The following is a 20,380-nucleotide window of genomic DNA, read 5'->3' on the forward strand; positions in this document are numbered from 1 at the left end:
TCTGCGTTACCTGACTGAAACACTGCCAGCACCCTCGCCCGGCTGACCGCCCAACGGCTTCTTTGCAAAACAGTGATCGCCGTTACCCCTCCTGCGCAAGAAAATTATATTCCACTCGTTTTCCACTACATTATTGCGCCCTGATAAGGCCTATTTTTGATATCGCAAGCCCGGCTTGCCTGCCCTGACAATAAAATCAAAAAAGGACTCCCTATGTCTGCACTGACGTTCAGAGAAAAAATCGGTTACGGCCTCGGTGATGGTGCGTCAAACATCATCTGGCAAACCATCATGCTGTTTATGGCCTTTTTCTACACCGACATTTATGGCCTCAGCGCCTACCATATGGGCATTATGTTCCTGGTGGTCAGGGTGCTGGACGCCTTTTTCGACGTCTGGATCGGTTTCCTGGCCGACCATACGCTGACCAGGCATGGCCAGTTCCGCCCTTATCTGCTGTGGTTCGCGTTGCCGTTCGGCGTAATTGGTTCACTGACCTTTTACACGCCGGAGTTCGGCGAGACCGGCAAGCTGGTTTACGCCTATATCTCCTACACCGCGCTGTCGCTGCTGTATACGCTGGTTAACGTCCCCTACTGTGCGCTGATCAACAACCTGTCGCAAAACCCGGCGGAGCGGGTGTCGATGCAGTCTTACCGTTTCGCCTTTGCGGCGCTGGGCGGCGTTCTGGTATCGCTGGTGGCGTTGCCGCTGACCAAAGTACTGGGCGGCGGTAACCTGCAGCACGGCTACTTTTACGCCATGCTGCTGATGGGCGGGCTCAGCACGCTGATGTTTTACCTCTGCTTCGCCATGACCCGCGAGCGCTATATTCGCCCGGTAGACCGCAGCCAGAAGTTTAGCAGCGTGTTCAGCGAACTGCGCTATCTGGCGGAGGATGCCAACTGGCGCAAGCTGTTTACTCTCAACGTGGTAAACCTGACCGCCGGGATTTTAAAAACCGGTGGCGCCATGTACTTCGTGACGTATTACCTGCAGCGCCCGGAGCTGGTCAGCGTGGTGCTGACGCTGATCCTCGCCGCCAAGTTTTTTGGCTCAATGCTGACCCCGCTGGTCGCAAAACGCATCGAACGGCTGCGGGCTTATAAACTGGCGATGTCGCTGCAGGCACTGATTATGATCGGTCTGTTCTTTGTCCCCTCGCAGCAGGCCGTCGCCATCTGCGCTCTCATTGGCATTATCCATCTGATTAACTCAATGGCCACGCCGCTGCAGTGGAGCCTGCTGAGCGACATCATTGACCATGTGGAACGGCAGGCGGGGAAATCATTTAGCGGGCTGGTGTTCTCCACCAATATCTTTGCCATTAAGGTTGGCATCGCCATTGGCGGCGCGCTGATGGGCTGGATATTAACGTTCGGCGGCTATACCGGGGGCGCGACACTACAGAGCGAGAGCGCCGTGCTGTGCATCCGTCTGATTTTCACCGCGATCCCTGCACTGCTGCTGCTCAGCCTGATCCTGATCCTCAGAAACTACCGCCACCACCCCGTTGCTGCCGAACACGCGCCGGCAAGTCCGCAACCCACCGTTAGCGCACTGGCTGATGCCCAGGGAGAGATAAAATGACCACCATTACCAATCCGATCCTGCCCGGTTTTAACCCGGACCCGTCGATACTCTTTGCCAATGGCGCTTACTATATCGCCACTTCGACCTTTGAGTGGTTTCCCGGCGTCTGCCTCTATAAGTCGTATGATTTAAAACACTGGTCGCTGATAGCCCATCCGCTGAACCGGGCCAGCCAGCTGGATATGCGCGGTAACCCGGACTCCGGCGGCGTCTATGCCCCCTGCCTGAGTGAAAAAGAGGGCGTGTTTTACCTGGTCTACAGCGACGTGAAAAACCTCAGCGGCCGCTTCTGGGACGTCAACAACTACGTGGTCACCACCCGCGATATCGAAGGCGAGTGGTCAGAGCCGGTCTACCTGAACGGTCGCGGCATCGACCCGTCGCTGTTTCACCACGCTGACGGCAGCACATGGCTGGTGAGCATGGAGATGAGCTACCGCGACGGCGGCAAGCCGGGCTTCCCGAAGTGGAACGGCATCATCATCCAGCAGTATGACCCGCAGCAGCAGCGCCTGACCGGCGAGTGCCGCACGATCTACGGCGGCAGCGAGCTGGGGATCACCGAAGGGCCGCATCTCTATCAGCGCGACGGCTGGTTTTACCTGCTGACCGCCGAGGGCGGCACCTTTTACAACCACGGCGTAACGATGGTGCGCTCGCGTAATTTACTCGGCCCCTATGAGACTGACCCGATCGGCCAGATGCTGACCTCGCGCTACGACTGCCGCCTGCCGCTGCAGCGCACGGGCCACGCCGACCTGGTGCAAACGCCGCAGGGCGACTGGTTTATGGTGCACCTGTGCGGCCGGCCGCTGCCGTCACGCGGCCGCAGCACCATGGGACGGGAAACGGCGATCCAGGCGGTGTACTGGAACGAAGAGGGCTGGCTGCGGCTGACCAGCGGGAAAAACACCCCGCGGCTGCAGGTGCACTCGCCGCTGGCTGAGAGACCGTGGCCGGCTCTGCCTGTGCGTGAGGATTTTGATTCACCGACACTGCCGCTGTGGCTGCAGACGCTGCGTATTCCGCTGCCGGAGTCGGTGTGCAGCCTGCAGGCACGTAAAGGCTGGCTGCGGCTGTACGGCCGCGAATCCCTCAGCTCGCGCCACTGCCAGAGCCTGGTGGCGCGGCGGCAGACCGATTTCGCCTTCACCGCGCAGACCCGCGTCGATTTCCAGCCGACCTCGTTCCAGCAGATGGCCGGGCTGGTGTGTATTTACGACACCACCCACTACCTCTATCTCTACCTGACGCGCGGCGCTGACGGCAGGCGCGTCGTTAATCTGATGATTAACGATCTCAACCGGCTCAGCCAGCCAACGGAAAGCGGCACGGAAACGGGCCATGACGGCCCGGTGTATCTGAAAGTGGAGGTCAGCTTCGATGCGGCGTTCTTCTTCTGGTCCGCCGACGAAACCACGTGGCATCCGGTCGGCGGCTATGTTGAGTTCAGCAAACTGTCGGACGAATACTTTAAAGAGCGCGGCATTGAGCGCTTTACCGGCACCTTCGTCGGCCTGTGCTGCCAGGACTTTACCGGTGAAAACGCGTATGCCGACTTCGACTACTTTGAGTACCGGGCGGAGGAGCAGTGCGGTGGCGTGCTTACTTAGCGATCGTCTCCGTTGCGGTGTGCGTCAGCGCGCTGACCGCCGCGCTGGCTTCGGCCAGCCGCTGCGGCACCAGCTTGTAGAACACCCAGTTTTTGATGCGTTTTGAGGTTACCAGCCCGGCCTTCGCCAGCAGCTGCAGGTGGCCGGTAACGGTCGGCTGGCTGAGGCCAAGCTTTTCGGTGATAAAGCCGACGCAGACGCCATCCTCAACCAGATCGCCGTCGCGCTGGGCGGGAAACCAGGCGCACGGATCGGCCAGCCAGTGCAGTATCATCAGCCGCTGTTCGTTGCCCATCGCCCGCAGCAGTTCTGCCGTGGTCGTCATCTGCTTGTTCATATAGCCAAATACCTATATAGTTATTTCACAATACACTTACCGAGCCACTACTATGACAGACCCACAGCAAACGGCAACCGACACGGTCAGCGTGCAGGATATTGTTGCCGCTGCGGAGCGCATCCGTTCCACGGTGCGCACCACGCCGTTAGATCCCTCCCCCGCCCTCTCGGCACGCATCGGTGCGGAGCTGCGCCTCAAGCTGGAGAGCCAGCAGCTGACCGGCAGCTTTAAGCTGCGTGGAGCGACCAACGTGCTGGCCAGCCTGACGCCCGAACAGCGGCAGACCGGCGTGATTGCTCCCACCGCCGGCAACCACGGGCTGGGTCTGGCCTGTGCCGGCCATGCCACCGGCGTGCCGGTCAGCATCTACCTGCCGCACGCGGCAGATCCGGGCAAGGTCGCCACCATGCGCGATTTTGGCGCGCGCTTAACCTTCTTCGACGACGTTGAACAGGCTCGCCATGCGGCGCTGACTGAGGCGCAACGCTCGGGTGCCGTCTTTGTGTCGGCCTACAACAACCTCGCCATGGTGGCCGGCGGCGGCACGGTCGGGCTGGAGATCCTGCAACAGTGGGCCGACGCGGAGATCATCCTCGTCAACATCGGCGGCGGCGGTCTGGCGGCCGGGATCGCAACGGCGGTGAAAGCGATCAATCCGGCGATTGAAGTATGGGGGATTCAGAGCGAGGCCAGCCCAACCTTCGCCCGCTGGATGGATGCGGGTGAACCCGTGCCGGTTGCGCACAGCCCGTCGGTTGCCGAAGGCGTCAGCGGCCCGATTGAAGCCTCCACCCTCACCTGGCCGCTGGTGCGCGACCGGGTGGATCGGGTGCTGACCGTTTCGGAAGCGGAGATCAAAGCCGCGATGCGCATCCTGCTTGACGTTGAGCGCCAGGTCGCTGAACCGTCCGGCGTACCGGCGCTGGCCGGGGCGCTGCGCTATGCGGGGGAGATCGCCGGACGCCGCACCGTGGCGGTGATCAGCGGCAGAAACGTGGCGGGTTCGCGCTATCTGTCGCTGCTTAACGACGCCTGATCGGCAACGTCAGCCCGATCGGGCTGGCTGCTGTAGCCCGCCTGATCGGCAATGGAACCTGTCAGCCCAACTGCATTAGCCATCCTGACCGGCAATGATGACCTGTCAGCCCAACTGCATTAGCCAGCCCTGACCCGTCAGGTCGGCGGCGTTACTTGTCTGCCTCAGCGCTCAGCCCGCAAATGACTGTAGCGAAGCCACGGTGGCGGTGGATCCGCCACAGACAATCACCAGCACGTTGTTCACCCCGTCCAGCGGCAGCTTCCGGCAGTACAGCGCCGCCAGCGCCGCGCCGCAGGCGGGTTCCACCAGCACGCGCTGGTCGTCCAGCAGGCTCAGGCAGGCATCCACGGCCTGACGATCGCTGACGGTAACGGAGGTAATATTCAGCTCACGGCTCAGATCCACGGCACGCTGGCACACCTGGCGGGCACCCAGCGACGTCGCCACGCCGGACAGTTGCGCCAGTTCCACCGGCTGGCCCGCCGACAGCGCCGCCGCATATGACGCCATCCCCCCGGTTTCGACGGCATACACCGGCACATCCTGTAACCCGTTACGCAGCAGCCCTTCGCCCACGCCGGCCAGCAGGCCACCGCCCCCTACCGACAGCACCACCGCATCCGGCCGCACCCCAGCCGCCACCACTTCATCAATCATCGTCGCGTGGCCCTGCCACAGCAGCGGATCGTCAAACGGATGGATAAAGGCATCGTTGTCGGTCAGCAGCGACAGCGCCAGATCGTTCGCTTCTGCCCAGGTGCTGCCATGTACCCGGACCTCCGCCCCTTCCAGCACCAGCAGCTGGCGGGCGCGGACGGAGGCGGTTTCCGGCACCACCACGATGACCGGTACGCCAAGCTGCCGCCCGGCATAGGCCACCGCCAGCCCGGCGTTACCGCCGGAAGAGGAGATAAAGCGGCGGGCACCGCGCGCGTAGTGGGTTTCACAGGCGTGGCCGACGCCGCGAATTTTAAACGAGCCGGAGGGCTGCAGCGCCTCCATCTTCAGCCAGACGCGGGTCTGATTCAGCTGTCCAGGCGGCAGCGACTCCAGCAGCGGAGTGGTGATACTCAGTGGCATGTAACGCTCCATCGGAAAAGGGGATCCGGCAAAGGGATAGCGAGGATTTATTTCAACAAAATAGTGAAATTAACTCGAATTGTTCTCAAAGGGCGTGGAGTAAATTACGCTTACAGACCACTTAAATCAACAATTTGTTTAAATAGTCTGACAGCTCAGCTGCTGTCCTGCTCAGCCCCCGCGAATCGTCCCGCGCCAGATAAATTCGGCCTGATAGCTGCGCGTCTCACCGGCGGTTTCCAGCCCCGCGTTCGCGCTGTCCCGCTCCTCCTTACGCTCCTGCGCCACCAGCCAGTTCACCGCGTCTTCGGCAAACAGCGCCACCGGTTGGGTGAAGGTGGTGAGGTTATACGAGGACCAGCTGGCCTGCGGGATATCATCGTAACCGGCGATGCACAGGTCTTCAGGGATGCGCAGGGCAAAGCGGTGCCGCGCCTCATCCATAAAGCCGCAGGCCAGCAGGTCGGTGACGCAGAACACCGCGTCCGGGCGGTCGCGGCGGGTCAGCAGCCGGTGGGCGAGGATCTGCCCGCTCTCGTAGGAGGTGGTGCCAAAGCGCTCGACGCTGACCTGCAGCCCGGCCGCTTCCGCCGCCTGCACAAATCCCTGTTCGCGCGCCATCAGGCTGGGCGTGCCGGCCAGCGAGTTGGCAAAAGCCAGACGGCGGCAGCCGGCGCGGGCGAAGGCCATCACCACCCGGCTGGCGGCCTCCTGACTGTCCTGATTGATGCTCAGCGACCCCGGCAGCACGTCATTACGGTTGATCAGCACCAGCCGCTGGCCGTGCCTGTGGCACAGGCGGGCGATGGCGCTGTCCGGCATGCCGGAGAGCAGAAACGAGGCGTCGGCGCGGAAGTTAATCGCCTGCTGCAGCGCGGCGGCCACGCTGTCGTCGGAGCGGTCGGTGTTAATCAGCATGGTGATCTTACCGGCCGCCTGCAGCTGCAGGGTCAGCAGCCGCACCAGGCTGGCGCGGTACGGGGTAGCCAGCTCCGAGACGATCAGGCAGATGATGCCGCTGCGGTGGCTGACTAACCCACGCGCCAGATGGTTGACGTGATAGCCGAGCGATTCCGCCGCCTGCATCACCCGTTTACGGGTGGCTGGCGATACGCTGGCTCCCGGCGTGAAGGTGCGTGACACCGCCGAACGCGACACGCCGGCCAGGTCGGCCACATCTTTTGCACTGACTACCGCCTTCTCCACTGCCATGTTGCACCCCCTGGTAAACGAAAACTGATTTTGTCGCAGTTTGCACGCCTGTGCAAACAAGATTGTTACAATATTGTTCTGTTTTTGTGACGCAACCACTGAAATGCCATGTAACGCGATTGACAGGTTAATTGTTGTCCATTAATTAATTGCACACAAGTGCAAAAAAACTCCGGCGACACCGTATCGCCACCCTACAGAACCAAGGAGAACACTATGTATCGTCTGACCCTGATTGCAGCAGTCGTCGCCGGATCCGCGTTCGCCGCCCCGGCCCTGGCGGCCGGCAAGCTGAATATGATCTGTTCCGCCGACGTGGTGGTATGTGAGCAAATGACCAACCTGTTTGAAAAGCAGCACCCGGATATCAAGGTCAGTATGGTGAGGCTCTCCGCCGGCGAAGCCTATGCCCGTATCCGCACCGAGGCACGTAACCCGCGTACCGATATCTGGTGGGCGGGTACCGGCGATCCGCATATGCAGGCCGCCGACGAAGGGCTGACCCAGCCTTATCAATCGCCGCTGCTCGGCGAGCAGCAGGAGTGGGCGCGCAAGCAGGCAGAGAGCGCCGGTTACCGCACCGTCGGCGTCTACGCCGGGGCGCTGGGCTGGGGCTACAACACCAAACTGATCGCCGACAAAAAGCTTAAGGCTCCGGCCTGCTGGGCCGACCTGCTGGATCCGGCGTACAAAGGCGAGATCCAGATGGCTAACCCGAACTCCTCCGGCACCGCCTATAACACTCTCGCCACGCTGGTGCAGATTATGGGCGAGGAGAAAGCCTTCGACTATCTGAAAAAGCTTAACGCCAATATCTCGCAGTACACCAAATCCGGCTCTGCCCCGGTGAAGGCGGCGGCACGGGGCGAAACCACCATCGGCATCGTGTTTATGCACGACGCGGTGGCGATGCAGGTGGACGGCTTCCCGGTCAAGGCGGTGGCCCCGTGCGAAGGCACCGGCTATGAGATTGGTTCGATGTCGATCGTCAAAGGCGCGCGCAACCTCGCCAGCGCCAAAGTGTGGTACGACTGGGCGCTGAGCGCCGACGCCCAGTCGCATATGAAAGACGCCAAATCCTTCCAGCTGCCGTCCAACAGTAAGGCGGAGATCTCCGAATACGCGCCGCGCTTCGAGAACATCAAGCTGATCGACTACGACTTCAAAACCTACGGCAACTCTGAAAAACGTAAAGAGCTGCTCAGCCGCTGGGATAAAGAGATCGGTGCCAGCGCGCAGTAACGCCTCCCACCCTGACCTCTGACGCCGTGCGGCCAACCCGATGCGCCGCACGGCCTGTTCCCTGACACCCGATGACCGAGGTGAAAATGAATGCGCAAAACCGCCGCCTGAACGGGGCTTTGCTGCTGGGTGCCTGCGCCCTGCTGCTGCTGCCGTGGTACAGCCAGGAAGCCGGCTTTTTCGATTTCGGCTGGCTGAGCACGCTGTGGAGCGATGCTGACAGCGCCCCCGCACTGTGGCAAATCGTCCTGTTTGAGCGCCCGTGGCTGGCCGTTGCCGTGCTGATGCTGGCGCTGTGCGGGCTGGCCCGCCTGCAACAGGCGGGGCCGCGACGCGGCACCCTGCTGATGGCCGCCAGCGCGGCCGCGATCCTGTTTTTACTGTTTGAAGGCCATGCCATCGGCTACAGCGGCTGGAACTGGCAGTGGAGCGAGCAGCTGTTTGGCACGCTCAGCCAGGGGCAGCCCGCCTTTGGTGGCGGGGCGATCCTGCTGCTCACCAGCCTGCTGCTGCTGTTCGCCTTCGGGCTGGCCGAGCGCGGCGCGCTGAAAGGCGATGCCTTTGTGGTGGCCGCGCTGGTGCTGCTGACCGCGCTGGTCAGCACCTTTGTGCTCTATCCGGTGCTGGGGATGTTTGTTGCCTCGGTGCAGGACGTCGACGGTTCGTTTAAGCCGGACGGGCTGATCGCCAACATTCAGGATCCGGCGATCTGGAGCCTTGGCTGCCTTGACGGCGGCACCTGCGGCACCGCCTGGCGTACCCTGTGGCTGGCGCTGATGACCGCCACCGGCTCCACCCTGCTCGGGCTGGCCTTCGCGCTGGCCGCCACCCGCACGCCGCTGCCGTTTAAAAAGGGGCTGCGCCTGCTGACGGTGCTGCCGATCATCACCCCACCGTTTGTGATTGGCCTGGCGCTGATGCTGCTGTTTGGCCGCGCCGGCGTGGTCACCGAACTGCTCTCCACGCTGTTCGGCATCGAGCCGGGCCGCTGGCTGTACGGCCTGACCGGTATCTGGATTGCCCAGGTGCTGTCGTTCACCCCGATCGCCTTCCTGGTGCTGATCGGCGTGGTCGAGGGCGTCAGCCCGTCGCTGGAAGAGGCCTCGCAGACCCTGCGCGCCGACCGCTGGCTCACCTTCCGCCGCGTCTCGCTGCCGCTGATGGCACCGGGACTGGCCAACGCCTTCCTGATCAGCTTTATCGAAAGCATGGCCGACTTCGGCAACCCGATGGTGCTCGGCGGCAGCCACGGCGTGCTCTCCACCGAGATCTTCTTCTCGGTGGTCGGCGCGCAGAATGACCCAAGCCGCGCGGCGGTGCTGGCGATGATCCTGCTGTGCTTTACCCTCAGCGCCTTTATCGTGCAGCGGGTGTGGCTCTCCGGCAAAAGCTTCGCCACCGTCACCGGCAAGGGCGACGCCGGCACCCACTGCGGGCTGCCGCGCGGCCTGCGTTACGGTGTCTACGGGCTGGTGATCCCGTGGGGCCTGTTTACGCTGGTGATTTACGCGATGATCCTCGTCGGTGGCTTCGTGCAGTCGTGGGGGCTGGACAGCAGCCTGACGCTGGCGCACTACGCCCGCGCCTTTGGCCTGACATGGAACGACGGCCAGATCCTGTGGACCGGCGTGGCGTGGAACTCGTTCTGGACCACGCTGGAGATCTCGCTGATCGCCGCACCGCTGACCGCCGCCGTCGGCCTGCTCACCGCCTGGCTGATCGTCCGGCAGAAGTTCGCCGGCCGCCAGACCTTCGAGTTTATGCTGATGCTCAGCTTCGCCATCCCCGGCACGGTGATCGGCGTCAGCTACATCATGGCCTATAACCTGCCGCCGCTGGAGATCACCGGCACCGCAATTATCCTCGTCGCCTGCTTTGTGTTCCGCAATATGCCGGTTGGGGTGCGCGGCGGTATTGCCGCCATGAGCCAGCTGGACCGCAGCCTCGATGAAGCCTCGCTGACACTGCGTGCGGGCAGTTTCCGCACCCTGCGTAAAGTGATCCTGCCGCTGCTGAAACCGGCGATCAGCGCCGCGCTGGTGTATGCCTTTGTCCGCGCCATTACCTCAATCAGCGCGGTGATCTTCCTCGTCAGCGCCCAGTACAACATGGCCACCTCCTATATCGTCGGGCTGGTGGAAAACGGCGAATACGGCGTGGCGATCGCCTATTCATCGGTGTTAATCGTGGTGATGCTGGTGGTGATCCTTGGCTTCCAGCTGCTGGTCGGTGAACGCCGCCTGCGCCGCACCACCCGACTTGCCACAATGCCGGTGGCCGCGCCACCGGCCCTGCATCAGGAGAAAGCAGTATGACCACAATCCGTTCCGGTTCGGTGGTGTTTGATAACGTCACCAAACAGTTTGCTGATTTTACCGCCCTGCCCGGCCTGTCGCTGACCGTGGAGCCGGGCACGCTGGTGACGCTGCTTGGCCCCTCCGGCTGTGGCAAAACCACCACCCTGCGCCTGCTGGCCGGCCTGGAGCACCCGACCTCCGGCCGCATTCTGATCGGCGGTAAGGACGTCACCCGCCTGCCCGCTAACGAGCGCGACGTGGCGATGGTGTTTCAGTCCTACGCGCTGTTCCCGCACATGAGCGCGCTGGACAACGTGATGTACGGCCTGCTCGCCAGCCGCCTGCCGAAAAAGGAGGCGCAGGACCGCGCCCGTGAAGGGCTGAAGCTGGTGGGGCTGGAGGCAATGGGCCAGCGGCTGCCCTCGGAGCTCTCCGGCGGCCAGCAGCAGCGCATCGCGGTGGCGCGTGCGCTGGTGCTGGAACCGCAGGTGCTGCTGCTGGACGAGCCGCTCTCTAACCTCGATGAGCGGCTGCGCCGCCGGGTGCGCAGCGAGATCCGCGAGCTGCAGCAGCGGCTCGGCTTTACCGCCGTCTACGTCACCCACGACCAGGAGGAGGCGCTGGCGGTCTCCGATAAGATTATTGTCATGAAAGAGGGGCATATTGCCCAGCAGGGCGCGCCCCGCGAGCTGTATCACTCGCCTGCTTCGGTATTTATCGCCGACTTTATGGGTGAGGCCAATATTCTGCCGTGCGACGTCGAGCGGGTGGAAAACGGCGAGGCGATCGTCGCCCTCGGCAGCCGCCAGTTTCGAGTTGCGGGCGCGGATGCCCGCCCTGGCGCGGCGCAGCTGTCGGTACGCCCGCAGTTTATCAGCCTGCAGGCGGCCGACAGCGGCGCGCTGACCGGGGAAGTGACCCACAGCACCTGGCTTGGCGATCACGTGGAGTATGAAGTGCAGAGCGAGCTCGGCACGCTGTTTATCGTGGATACGCAGATGGAACGCCAGCTGGCCCCCGCCACGCGGGTGGCGATCGATTTTAAACCTCAGGGGCTGGCGCTGATTGCCCGCTAATCCCCTTTTGCAAAAGGATGTTCTATGAGCGAACAGATTTCCCGGCGCCTGGCGCTGGCTGAACAGGTGGCACGCGAAGGCGGTGCAATGGCGCTGGACTATTTTACCCGCCGCGACAGCCTGGTAATAGAGACCAAACGTGACGCGCAGGATGTGGTATCGGAAGCCGACCGTAACGTCGAGTTACTGATCCGCGACCGTATTGCCGCTCAGTTCCCGGACGACGGCTTCCTCGGTGAAGAGTATGGCCTGCAGCCGGGCAGTTCCGGCTACAGCTGGGTGGTGGACCCCATCGACGGCACCAGCCCGTTTGTTAACGGCATGCCCAACTGGTGCGTATCGGTGGCGGTGATTTATCAGGGTGAACCCGTGATAGGCGTGATTATGGCCCCCTGCCAGCAGGAGTGTTTTGTCGCGGCCCGCGGCCAGGGCGCAACGCTGAACGGTAAAACCCTGCGGGTGGATCCGGCGCGTACGATGCAAAACCACGTCACCGGCTTTGGTGCCAACAGCTACGTAACGCCGGAGCGCGTCGGTGAGATTGCTGCCGATATAGTGCGCGCCGGCGGTAACTTCTTCCGCAACGGCTCCGGGGCGATGATGCTGGCGTGGGTAGCGGCCGGGCGGCTGGTGGGTTATTACGAACCTTATATGCACGCCTGGGACTGCCTGGCGGGATACTGTCTGGTGAATGAAGCCGGGGGCTGGACGCACGCATTTGATACTGAAGGTGAAAAACTCACCCGCGGTGCGCCGGTGCTGGCGGTAGCGCCGGGGGCAAAGGAGGAATTGCTGCGGATTGCCGGGCTGTAAAGCCCGGCAACTGTCTTTAGCTCAGATCGCTGCCGTTGGTGGCGATCACCTGCTGATACCAGTGGAACGATTTCTTCTTATAGCGGTTGCCGCTGCCGTTGATGTTGTCATCAAGATCGACGTAGATCATGCCGTAGCGCTTGCTCATCTCACCGGTGGACATACTCACCAGATCGATACAGCCCCACGGGGTGTAACCCAGCAGATCCACGCCATCTTCAATTGCCCCGGCCATCGCTTCAATGTGCTGACGCAGATAGTTAATGCGGTAGTCATCGGCGATGTAGTGGTTTTCATCCGGCTTGTCGATCGCGCCCAGGCCGTTCTCAACGATAAACAGCGGTTTCTCATAGCGGTCGTACAGCTGGTTCAGCGCAATGCGCAGGCCGACCGGGTCGATCTCCCAGCCCCATTCGCTGGCTTCAAGGAACGGGTTGCGCGCGCCGCCCAGCAGGTTGCCGCTGGCGGCCTCGGCGGCCGGATCGGTTTTATAAATGGTTGAGGACATATAGTAGCTGAAGCCGATGTAGTCCACGGTGTGCTGCTTAATCAGCTCCAGGTCGCCCGGCTGAATGTCCAGCGTCACGCCCAGCGAACGCCACAGGCTCTGCGCATAGTACGGATATTTACCGCCCGCCTGCACGTCGGCGCAGTAGTAGTTAAACGCCTGGTTCTCTTTCAGCGTTGCCAGCTGGTTGATCGGGTCACAGTCCCAGGCATAGTTGGTGGCGAACAGGATCATGCAGCCGATCCGGATCTGCGCATTGGTCTCATGAGCGATTTTTACCGCCAGCGCGCTGGCGACAAACTGGTTGTGCCACGCCTGGAATTTCGCCTGCGGCTCCAGCGCGCCGCTCTGCACGGTCAGCCCCTGGCTCATCATCGGGAAGTGGGCGGCGCTGTTGATCTCGTTAAAGGTCATCCAGTACTTCACCTTATGCCCAAAACGCTCCAGCACCGTGCGCGCAAAGCGCTCGAAGTGGCCGATCAGCTCGCGGTTTTTCCAGCCGCCAAAGGCAGTGGCCAGGTGCAGCGGCATCTCGTAGTGGGAAATGGTGATCACCGGTTCAATGCCGTGGGCGATACAGGTATCGATCACCTGGTCGTAGTGGCTCAGGCCGGCTTCGTTAGGCTGCTGCTCAATACCGTTCGGATAGATGCGCGTCCAGGCGATGGAGAAGCGGTAACACTTGAAGCCCATTTCGGCAAACAGCGCGATATCTTCACGGAAACGGTGATAGTGATCGATGCCCTTATGGTTCGGATAGGTGTACTTATCGGCGTCGACGGTGAAGTCAAACTCCTTTGAGGCGACGATCGCCAGGCGCTGCTTGCCGCCCGGAATGGCGTCAACGATCGACAGCCCTTTTCCCTCGGCGTCAAACGCGCCCTCTACCTGATTGGCGGCGGTGGCACCGCCCCACATAAAGCCCTGCGGAAAACGCTGTTGCATGCACTACTCCTGTATTCCATGAAGATATCAGCTGCGAACGATAAGCCGGCACGATTCAGCCAGCTCTGCGCGGCAGATTTTAGAGGATTTAACCCGGGTGTAACAGGAGGACGTGCAGCGCAATGCCATGCGGGCTGCCTTTACAGGAGTCAGGGTGCCGGTACCGGCAGTAAAGAGTAGGAAATATGGGTGCCGAAGGTCAGGGATCCGGCAGCGGTCATCCGCGCCGCCGGATCCCGGTTCCGTCAACTCAGTCGCGCCAGCCGAGGCCCGGAGCAACGTGTTTCAGAATCGCCTCAATGGTATGCGCACAGTAGTCGACGCCCAGCTGGTTAGGCACGGTCAGCAGCAGCGTGTCCGCTTCGGCGATCGCCTCATCGGCCGCCAGCTGTTTAATCAGCACGTCCGGCTCGGCGGCGTAGCTGCGGCCAAAGATGGCGCGGGTGCTGGCATCCAGATAGCCTACCGAATCGCCCTCTTTACCGCTCTGACCAAAGTAGGCACGGTCCGTATCATTCACCAGCGCGAAGATGCTGCGGCTGACCGATACGCGCGGTTCGCGGGTATGCCCGGCCTCTTTCCACGCCGCGCGGTAGGCGCGGATCTGCTTCGCCTGCTGGATATGGAACGGCTCGCCGGTTTCATCATCCTTCAGCGTCGAACTCTGCAGGTTCATCCCCAGCTTCGCCGCCCACACCGCCGTGGCGTTGGAGCTGGCACCCCACCAGATACGATCGCGCAGGCCGGCAGAGTGCGGCTCCAGCCGCAGCAGGCCAGGCGGATTAGGGAACATCGGCTGCGGGTTCGGTTCCGCAAAGCCCTCCCCTCTCAGCACCTCCAGCAGCGTTTCGGTGTGGCGGCGCGCCATGTCCGCGTGGTTCTCACCTTCAGCAGGCGCGAAACCAAAGTAGCGCCAGCCGTCAATCACCTGTTCCGGGGAGCCACGGCTGATGCCCAGCTGCAGGCGGCCACCGGCGATCAGGTCAGCCGCGCCGGCGTCTTCGGCCATATACAGCGGGTTTTCATAGCGCATATCGATCACGCCGGTGCCCAGCTCAATGGTTCTGGTTTTTGCTCCGGCCGCCGCCAGCAGCGGGAAAGGTGAAGCCAGCTGGCGGGCAAAGTGGTGTACGCGGAAGTAGGCGCCGTCGGCCCCCAGCTCTTCAGCGGCGACCGCCAGGTCGATCGACTGCAGCAGCGTGTCGGCCGCTGAGCGGGTGGCCGAGTGTGGTGACGGAGTCCAGTGACCAAAGGACAGAAAGCCGATCTTTTTCATTAAAAAAACCCTCAGTTAGCAGCGAGCCGCTGATTTCAATCATATTACGTCCATTTTGCCGGGGACGACAGCGGGCAGATTAAGCCGTGCGTGCTTCCGGCTGGCAGTAACCCTGACAGTGCGTTACATGAAATCTGCGTGAAGCCTCTGAAGATCAACAATCTGTCACCCGGTAAACCCGATTGAGCCTGCTCACTGTGCTTTTTGGCGATAAAATGATCACAAATCACTTGAAAGTACGAAATTTAACGTACAAAATAAGGAGGCGTTATGGGATTCAAGGACATTAAACATCAGGTAATACGTTGTATGCAGGCCGGGGCCTATCTGCACGAGACCCGACGTGACATTAACGCAAAAAACTATCTGGCTAACGGACGCCTCAATCGCGAGTGGGTCATTGAACTGCTCAGTCGCACCCGCGGCGATGAGTGGCGTTGTACGCCGCATCATCAGCACAGCGACATCGACGTGCATGTGTTCAAAACAAGCAGAAACGGCGTTGACTGGTACGTGAAGTTTTATTTCGTTGAACCGAATACGGTCTTCATCAGCGTACATCCAGCCATTGCCGGGGAGGAACAGAAATGAAAGTGTTCAAAGAGGGTGAGAACATCGCCGTAGTTTGCTACCAGTGTGGCAAAAGCACGGCCACTTTCCGGCTACGCGACGTCGATTTTGATGACCACAGCGGTACGGTGAAAAATATTCTGGCCGGGGTGTGCGACCAGTGCGATACCGTTGTCGCTATACCGCCGCAGTCTGAGCCGCAGATTAAGCGCGAATATGAACGGACGCACTCGGCGCTGGAGGTGCGGGTACCGGCGCACTTCCTGAATATCCTCAGCCTGGCAACGCTGAAAATTGCACCAAGGGTCAGCGACGAGTTCAGTAAGGTGCTGATCCTGTACTACCTGCACGCGCTTAACAGCGGACGCTTTGCACAGGATCAGTTAAAGACGCTGCTTGCCAGCGATATGGCTAAGGCCCGGGCGTCTAAACGCATTTCGATGAAAGTAAGCCATAACCAACTGGCCGAGCTTAACAGCCTGATGAAACAGCTGGCGCTGACCAAAACATCGGATGTTATCCGGGCGGTAATATTGAAAATCCATCAGGATTTGATTGAAGAGAAGGATCTTAGCGCCCTGCCGGAATTACGCAACGTGGCCGCGGCGCTGTATTAAGTCTGCAATAAGCCGTAAACCGTAAAAAGGCGGGAAACCTCTCCCGCCTCTGTCTTCTTTCAGGGAGTGGCCGCACGGTCGCGGCCAGCCCTGGATTATTTTTTCAGGCGGTACGCCACCACGCTGTCCCCCAGCGTGGTGCCCAGCGAGCCGTGCCCACCGGCAGCCACCACCACATACTGGCGCTGGTCGCTGCCCATGTAGGTGGCTGCGGTAGCCTGCACGCCGGCCGCGAGCTCCTGCTGCCACAGCAGCTCACCGGTGGTACTGTCATAGGCACGGAAGAAGTTATCCGCCGTTGCCCCGTGGAATACCAGGTCCCCCGCCGTCACCAGCTGACCGCCGTGCGCCACCATCCCCATCGGAAAACCAATCGGGAACGGCCCAGGCAGGAAGGTGGTTTTCAGGTTTTTGGTGCTGCCCACGCGGCGCAGCCACCGGGTTTTACCGGTGGTCAGATCCACCCCTGCCAGCTGCCCCCACGGTGGCGCGATGCACGGAATGCCCAGGCTGGAGGCAAAGCGCTGGATGTTAATCGCATAATCGCCCTGGTAGTTTTCGTTCCAGAACGGTGTGTTCTCTTTGGTGAACAGGCGCTTTTCTGCCGTTTGCGGCGTGCGCTTAATCAGGTTGTACTTGTAGGGCAGACGCACGGGAGAGGCGATCAGCAGCTGGCGCTGTGGATCGATCGCCACCGAGCCCCAGTTAAACACGCCGATATTGCCCGGGAACACCAGGGTGCCGGACTCGGTCGGTGGCGTCCACGGGTTGCCGTCATAGCGCAGCGAGTGGAACTCGATGCGGCAGGCCATCTGATCGAACGGCGAGATACCCCACATCGCTTTTTCATCCAGCGCTTTCGGAATAAAGTTCAGCGCGGATACCGGCTGGCTAGCGGCAAAGCTCTGACCGGTGACGCCGCCGCTGGTGGAAACTTCCTGCTGATTAACCGGGTACACCGGCTGGCCGGTCAGGCGGTTAAGCACAAACAGGTTGCCGGTTTTGGTTGGCAGGATCACCACCGGCTGTTTCTGGCCCTGATAATCAATATCAAGGATCGAAGGCTGCGACGGGTTATCGCGATCCCATAGGTCGTTGTGGGAAGACTGGAAGCGCCACTTAAAGGCACCGGTGTGCAGATCCAGCGCCACCAGGGTGTCACGGAACTTCTCAGTATTGCTCTCCGGCTGGCGTTCAATACCCACTTCATCCGGCGCGGCGTTACCAAACGGCACGTAGACCAGGCCATTTTTTACGTCGGCACTCAGGGTGGCCCACGCCAGCGGCGAGTCATGTGGATACTGTTGGTCAGCCGCGATCGGCTGGGTGTTTTCCGGATTGGCCGGATCAAAATTCCACACCAGTCGGCCGGACTGCACGTCATAGGCGCGGATCACCCCGGACGGGTTGCCGCTGCTGTAGCCGTTATCCATCGCCGCGCCGCCGACGATCACCAGATTACCGGCCACCAGCGGTGCGGAGGTTTGCATCAGCGCGTTAGGACGCACTTCTCCCATACTGGTATGCAGATCCACCACGCCCCGATTGCCGAAATCTTCGCACAGTTTGCCGGTGTCGGCATCCAGGGCAATCAGCTTCGCGTCAATGCTGGCGTTAAAAATACGTTTGCGGCATGCGGCAGCTGTCGCAACCTGTGCCTGAGCTGTCTCTGCGCCCTGCGGCTGTACCGAGCCGTCCCAGTAGCTGACGCCGCGGCAGGTCTGGTGCTGCCACATCAGCGAGCCATTATTGGTCGGCTGGTATTTCCACTTAACCGCACCGGTTTCCGGATTCAGCGCATGTACTTCATCGTGCGGTGTGCAGAAGTAGAGCGTATTGTTCACCTTCAGCGGCGTGGCTTCAAAGGTGTATTCGCTGGCGTCTTTCGCCGCATCACGCAGGTCGCCGGTATGATAGGTCCAGGCCACCTCCAGATCGCCTACGTTATCTTTAGTGATCTGGTTCAGTCGTGAGAAGCGCAGGCCGCTGTCGGTGCCGCCATAAGCCGCCCACTCCTCGCCTGCGCCATCGATCAGCGCGCTGTTACGTGGCGTGGTAATGGTGCCCGGCTGCGGGAAGGGATCGTAAAACATCAGCCCGATAACGATAACGATCATCACCGCCACGGTGCCGCCCAGCAGCGGATGGAAGCGGCGCTCGTGCCCGCCCGCGCGGGTCAGCGGGCGCACAACCCACGGCAGCGCCAGCCACAGGCCGATCAGGCCGATCAGGTCGCCGCGAGGGATCCACTGCCATTTATCAAAACCAACCTCAAAAACAGTCCAGGCCAGCACCAGCCACATCAGAATGGCATAAATGGTCAGCGCAATAGCCTTTTTACGGAACAGCGCAATGGCGGTTATCAGCAGCCCTACCGCAATAATGGCGTAAAACGGCGTACCCCCTGCCAGCAGCAGCTGGCTGCCCATATAGAGCATCGCAAGGCCGACCAGCGCAATCACCACGCTGGTAAATTTGTTAATCATGACTCTCCCCTGTGTGTTAATGCTGCCCGACAACGGCCGTGGCATACTTACGAATCTTTACCATAAGAATACATAAACATAACAAAATGGGTCAGTAATCATAACAACAGGCGATGCAGGGTTATTAATCAACAACCTCCAACATTATGAAATATATGGAAATATAATAAAAAAAAGCGTTGAGGGTTTTCCCTCAACGCCGTGCAGATAGCATAAATTGCTAATTTATCGGCGGCAGCTGCAGGTTGCTGCGGAAGTCATGGCCCGGATAGTCTTCATCGATCAGCTGGCGTTTACGCAGCTCCGGCAGCAGGCCGTTGATCAGCAGATCCTGCTGGTCCGGCTGGCCCAGGCCGTGCAGCAAAATGACGTCCAGCACGCCGGCGCGGTAACGCTCTTCAATCGCGTCGGCCAGCGACTCCGGCGTGCCGGCGACAAACCAGTGGCCGGTCTCTTCTGCCTGAACGATCAGCTCGCGCAGCGTTAACCCCTGGCGGGCAAACCCGACGAAAATCTCCGCCCGACCGCGACGACGGTTTACCGCGTCCGTATCCGGCAGCAGGCTTTCCGGGATCGCTTTATCCAGCGGCAGTTCGGAGAGGTCGATCTCGCCGCCGAGCATATCCGCCACCCGCAGCCGGCCGCGATCCAGGTTAATCCGCTCATGTTTTTCCCGCAGGCGGCGTGCCACGTCTGCCGGGCTGTCGCCAATAATCGAGTGGAACGAGTTCATCACCAGCGGCAGCCCCTGCGGGCGGCCAAAGCCCTGTGCCCTGCGGCGAATTTCACTGACGAAGGACACGGCAGCGGCCAGCGTCGGCTGCGAGGTATAAATCACTTCGGCATACCGGGCACCGAGGGTAATACCTTCCTCCGACTGCCCCGCCTGAAACTGCACCGGACGGCCCTGCGGCGGCGGCGGCACGTTCAGCGGGCCGGCCACGGTAAACACCTCACCGCGGTAGTTGGCCGGGTGCAGCTTACGCGGATCGACGCTGACCCCGCCGCTGGCGCTGCGGGTGACCGCCTGTGGATCGTTGGCGTCAAACAGCGCGTTAACCACCTCAACAAACTCGGTGGCTCGCGCGTAACGCGCCTGCGGCGACGGCAGCACTTCGCCGAAGTTCTCCTCCCCCACCGACGAGGTGACGGCGTTCCAGCCCGCCCGGCCGCCGCTCAGGTGATCGAGGGTACCGATCTGCCGGGCCAGGTTATAAGGATGCTGGAAGGTGGTAGTGACGGTGGCAATCAGGCCGATCTGCGACGTGGCCTGGCTCAGCGCGGCCAGCGCGATCAGCGGGTCCTGGCTGCCGGTAATGCCGGCCAGCCCGGCCGGATCGCTCTGCAACAGATCGGCGGTAAACAGACCGGTGATTTTTTCACGCTCGGCAATTTTTGCCAGTTCGACGGCGCGGCGGATGCCGGTTGCCGGATCGGTATCACTGGCGGCGGCGAGCACGCTGGCCGCGCCGACCAGCGTTTTTAAACGTCTGCGATGAGTAGTCACTTTTTGTTCCTTTAATTCAAACGGATATCCGTTCAAATTAGAGAAATACGCAGTTAACGCCACCAACAAAAATGAATGTGGTTGGGTAAAAAACGTATAAGCCCGCGCGCGGTCGCCCGAAAAAACCGTTGCCGCCCCGCGCGTCGGCAGGCATCATGCTGTCGCC

16 protein-coding genes are annotated in these 20,380 nt (G+C 61.2%); 9 read left to right on the forward strand and 7 right to left on the reverse strand.

The genetic code is table 11. The annotated features are described in order from the left end of the window. Nucleotides 1–213 precede the first annotated feature (213 nt). Together ASF13_RS04300 and ASF13_RS04305 are read left to right on the forward strand one after the other, a co-directional pair. Nucleotides 214–1,590, forward strand: coding sequence for a glycoside-pentoside-hexuronide (GPH):cation symporter (locus tag ASF13_RS04300; protein ID WP_056232961.1), 1,377 nt, complete (start codon nucleotides 214–216; stop codon nucleotides 1,588–1,590). Next, the gene (locus ASF13_RS04305) at nucleotides 1,587–3,206 is read left to right on the forward strand and encodes a glycoside hydrolase family 43 protein (protein WP_056232963.1); all 1,620 of its coding nucleotides are present in this window, start codon (nucleotides 1,587–1,589) and stop codon (nucleotides 3,204–3,206) included. The genes ASF13_RS04300 and ASF13_RS04305 overlap by 4 nt, the downstream gene beginning before the upstream one ends. Here ASF13_RS04305 and ASF13_RS04310 read toward each other — a convergent pair. After that, nucleotides 3,199–3,543: a helix-turn-helix transcriptional regulator gene (locus ASF13_RS04310; RefSeq protein WP_056232966.1), complete on the reverse strand. Its 345-nt coding sequence runs from the start codon at nucleotides 3,541–3,543 to the stop codon at nucleotides 3,199–3,201. The two genes, ASF13_RS04305 and ASF13_RS04310, sit on opposite strands and share 8 nt — an antisense overlap. Nucleotides 3,544–3,595: 52 nt before the next feature. Here ASF13_RS04310 and ASF13_RS04315 point away from each other — a divergent pair, with 52 nt between their 5' ends. Next, nucleotides 3,596–4,582 (forward strand): threonine/serine dehydratase, encoded by a 987-nt coding sequence (locus tag ASF13_RS04315; protein WP_082502284.1) that lies wholly within the window; start codon nucleotides 3,596–3,598, stop codon nucleotides 4,580–4,582. 171 nt (nucleotides 4,583–4,753) lie between these two features. Here the strand turns inward: ASF13_RS04315 and ASF13_RS04320 are convergent, their stop codons facing one another. Next, complete coding sequence (locus tag ASF13_RS04320) at nucleotides 4,754–5,665, reverse strand: pyridoxal-phosphate dependent enzyme (protein WP_056232968.1); 912 nt, start codon at nucleotides 5,663–5,665, stop codon at nucleotides 4,754–4,756. A gap of 171 nt (nucleotides 5,666–5,836) precedes the next feature. Next, nucleotides 5,837–6,877 carry a LacI family DNA-binding transcriptional regulator gene (locus tag ASF13_RS04325; protein ID WP_056232970.1) on the reverse strand — a complete coding sequence of 347 codons (1,041 nt, stop codon included), beginning with the start codon at nucleotides 6,875–6,877 and terminating at the stop codon, nucleotides 5,837–5,839. Between the two features lie 216 nt (nucleotides 6,878–7,093). Between ASF13_RS04325 and ASF13_RS04330 the strand changes: the two genes are divergently transcribed. The 4 genes from ASF13_RS04330 (at nucleotide 7,094) to ASF13_RS04345 (ending at nucleotide 12,305) form a co-directional block, all read left to right on the forward strand. After that, complete coding sequence (locus ASF13_RS04330; RefSeq protein WP_056232972.1) at nucleotides 7,094–8,119, forward strand: ABC transporter substrate-binding protein; 1,026 nt, start codon at nucleotides 7,094–7,096, stop codon at nucleotides 8,117–8,119. Between the two features lie 86 nt (nucleotides 8,120–8,205). Next, nucleotides 8,206–10,434 (forward strand): iron ABC transporter permease, encoded by a 2,229-nt coding sequence (locus ASF13_RS04335; RefSeq protein ID WP_056233459.1) that lies wholly within the window; start codon nucleotides 8,206–8,208, stop codon nucleotides 10,432–10,434. Continuing rightward, the gene (locus tag ASF13_RS04340; protein ID WP_056232974.1) at nucleotides 10,431–11,492 is read left to right on the forward strand and encodes an ABC transporter ATP-binding protein; all 1,062 of its coding nucleotides are present in this window, start codon (nucleotides 10,431–10,433) and stop codon (nucleotides 11,490–11,492) included. Before ASF13_RS04335 ends, ASF13_RS04340 begins: the two co-directional genes overlap by 4 nt. 24 nt (nucleotides 11,493–11,516) lie before the next feature. Then, nucleotides 11,517–12,305 (forward strand): inositol monophosphatase family protein, encoded by a 789-nt coding sequence (locus ASF13_RS04345; RefSeq protein ID WP_056232975.1) that lies wholly within the window; start codon nucleotides 11,517–11,519, stop codon nucleotides 12,303–12,305. 16 nt (nucleotides 12,306–12,321) lie between these two features. Here ASF13_RS04345 and ASF13_RS04350 read toward each other — a convergent pair whose 3' ends face one another. Both ASF13_RS04350 and ASF13_RS04355 read right to left on the reverse strand, forming a co-directional pair. Further along, a complete protein-coding gene (locus ASF13_RS04350) occupies nucleotides 12,322–13,758 on the reverse strand; it encodes a glycoside hydrolase family 1 protein (protein WP_056232977.1) in 1,437 nt (478 codons plus the stop codon). Nucleotides 13,759–14,008: 250 nt separating this feature from the next. Further along, complete coding sequence (locus ASF13_RS04355; RefSeq protein WP_056232979.1) at nucleotides 14,009–15,034, reverse strand: LLM class flavin-dependent oxidoreductase; 1,026 nt, start codon at nucleotides 15,032–15,034, stop codon at nucleotides 14,009–14,011. A gap of 270 nt (nucleotides 15,035–15,304) precedes the next feature. Between ASF13_RS04355 and ASF13_RS04360 the strand changes: the two genes are divergently transcribed. Further along, nucleotides 15,305–15,625, forward strand: a complete 321-nt coding sequence (locus ASF13_RS04360) for a hypothetical protein (protein ID WP_056232981.1) — start codon at nucleotides 15,305–15,307, stop codon at nucleotides 15,623–15,625. Further along, nucleotides 15,622–16,221 (forward strand): hypothetical protein, encoded by a 600-nt coding sequence (locus ASF13_RS04365; protein ID WP_056232983.1) that lies wholly within the window; start codon nucleotides 15,622–15,624, stop codon nucleotides 16,219–16,221. The genes ASF13_RS04360 and ASF13_RS04365 overlap by 4 nt, the downstream gene beginning before the upstream one ends. 95 nt (nucleotides 16,222–16,316) lie before the next feature. On the opposite strand, the gene ASF13_RS04370 is transcribed toward ASF13_RS04365, so the two are convergent. Both ASF13_RS04370 and ASF13_RS04375 read right to left on the reverse strand, forming a co-directional pair. Continuing rightward, complete coding sequence (locus tag ASF13_RS04370) at nucleotides 16,317–18,707, reverse strand: membrane-bound PQQ-dependent dehydrogenase, glucose/quinate/shikimate family (RefSeq protein ID WP_056232986.1); 2,391 nt, start codon at nucleotides 18,705–18,707, stop codon at nucleotides 16,317–16,319. Nucleotides 18,708–18,927: 220 nt separating this feature from the next. Next, on the reverse strand, nucleotides 18,928–20,214 hold the full coding sequence (locus ASF13_RS04375; protein ID WP_056232987.1) for an NtaA/DmoA family FMN-dependent monooxygenase: 1,287 nt from the start codon (nucleotides 20,212–20,214) through the stop codon (nucleotides 18,928–18,930). Nucleotides 20,215–20,380 lie beyond the last annotated feature (166 nt).

Origin of the sequence: Erwinia sp. Leaf53 (genome assembly GCF_001422605.1) — a bacterium.
GTDB lineage: Bacteria > Pseudomonadota > Gammaproteobacteria > Enterobacterales > Enterobacteriaceae > Erwinia.

Coding starts and splice junctions, on each gene's coding strand:
- ASF13_RS04320 (WP_056232968.1), bottom strand. CDS start 5,665: ATGCCACTGAGTATCACCACTCCGCTGCTGGAGTCGCTGCCGCCTGGA.
- ASF13_RS04325 (WP_056232970.1), bottom strand. CDS start 6,877: ATGGCAGTGGAGAAGGCGGTAGTCAGTGCAAAAGATGTGGCCGACCTG.
- ASF13_RS04345 (WP_056232975.1), top strand. CDS start 11,517: ATGAGCGAACAGATTTCCCGGCGCCTGGCGCTGGCTGAACAGGTGGCA.
- ASF13_RS04335 (WP_056233459.1), top strand. CDS start 8,206: ATGAATGCGCAAAACCGCCGCCTGAACGGGGCTTTGCTGCTGGGTGCC.
- ASF13_RS04350 (WP_056232977.1), bottom strand. CDS start 13,758: ATGCAACAGCGTTTTCCGCAGGGCTTTATGTGGGGCGGTGCCACCGCC.
- ASF13_RS04310 (WP_056232966.1), bottom strand. CDS start 3,543: ATGAACAAGCAGATGACGACCACGGCAGAACTGCTGCGGGCGATGGGC.
- ASF13_RS04340 (WP_056232974.1), top strand. CDS start 10,431: ATGACCACAATCCGTTCCGGTTCGGTGGTGTTTGATAACGTCACCAAA.
- ASF13_RS04360 (WP_056232981.1), top strand. CDS start 15,305: ATGGGATTCAAGGACATTAAACATCAGGTAATACGTTGTATGCAGGCC.
- ASF13_RS04355 (WP_056232979.1), bottom strand. CDS start 15,034: ATGAAAAAGATCGGCTTTCTGTCCTTTGGTCACTGGACTCCGTCACCA.
- ASF13_RS04370 (WP_056232986.1), bottom strand. CDS start 18,707: ATGATTAACAAATTTACCAGCGTGGTGATTGCGCTGGTCGGCCTTGCG.
- ASF13_RS04315 (WP_082502284.1), top strand. CDS start 3,596: ATGACAGACCCACAGCAAACGGCAACCGACACGGTCAGCGTGCAGGAT.
- ASF13_RS04300 (WP_056232961.1), top strand. CDS start 214: ATGTCTGCACTGACGTTCAGAGAAAAAATCGGTTACGGCCTCGGTGAT.
- ASF13_RS04330 (WP_056232972.1), top strand. CDS start 7,094: ATGTATCGTCTGACCCTGATTGCAGCAGTCGTCGCCGGATCCGCGTTC.
- ASF13_RS04365 (WP_056232983.1), top strand. CDS start 15,622: ATGAAAGTGTTCAAAGAGGGTGAGAACATCGCCGTAGTTTGCTACCAG.
- ASF13_RS04305 (WP_056232963.1), top strand. CDS start 1,587: ATGACCACCATTACCAATCCGATCCTGCCCGGTTTTAACCCGGACCCG.